The organism is Actinosynnema sp. NPDC059335, assembly GCF_042752395.1.
Classification (GTDB): domain Bacteria; phylum Actinomycetota; class Actinomycetes; order Mycobacteriales; family Pseudonocardiaceae; genus Actinosynnema.
On sequence record NZ_JBHYXZ010000268.1, the window covers coordinates 4,775 to 5,589 of the forward strand.

Sequence of the window (815 nt, forward strand, 5' to 3'; positions counted from 1 at the left end):
GGGGGGGGCGCGCCCCCCCCCCAGCGGGCCGCCGCGCGGGGCGCGCGGGGTGGGCGCCCCCCCCCGCCGGCGGGGGGGCCCCCCCCCCGGCGCGGGCGCCCCCTCGACCAGCTTCCGCACCGCCGCGCGCACCGCCGCGGTGATCCGGGCGACCCGCGCGTGCGGCGAGAGGGGGTAGCCCACCGCCGCGAAGGCCGCGCCCGCGGCGACCAGGCCCGGCGCGCCGTAGGCCGACGACCACTCGTCCAGCAGTTGCCAGTAGCCGCCGTGCACGAACACCACCAGCGGCGCGTCGGGCGCCGGCGCGGGGAAGAAGTGCACCCGCTCGGCGGGGTCCGCGCCGTAGGGCAGCTCCCGCCAGGTCAACGCGGCCCGCGCGGCGGCGGACCGCTCCGCGTACCGGTCGAGGTACGGCTGCACCGAGGGCACGCCCAGCCCGGGCAGGTAGTCGCGGTCGAGCCGGCCCGCACGGGCCCCGGCTAACTCCGGTCCGCTCACCGGGGCCGCCCGCCCGCCGCCCCGCCGCGCCGGTCCTGCGCGCTGGTGTCGATCACGGCGGCGATCCTAGCGACGGGGACGGCCGGGGACGCCCGAACGGCCGCCGCCCGCCACCCCCGCGCGCCGCCGCCCGCGACGCTTCCCGCGCCGACTCGGACCAACGGGACGACCAGGGCGAATGCCGCCGCCCGACGGCCGCGGCGGTGGTCCCGCACGCCCGTCGCCGACCTGCGACGACGGGCGGTCCCCACTCAGCGGGGTGCCCCACCGCGGCGGGCGCGCGGGCCCCCCCGCCCGCGGCGCGGGGCGCCCGGGGC

Annotated in this window: 1 pseudogene; it reads right to left on the minus strand. The window is 83.4% G+C overall.

Annotated elements, in window-relative coordinates:
- Window positions 1-498 (minus strand): annotated as a pseudogene (locus ACFXGA_RS39205) (hypothetical protein); the annotation flags it as partial.
- Window positions 499-815 lie beyond the last annotated feature (317 nt).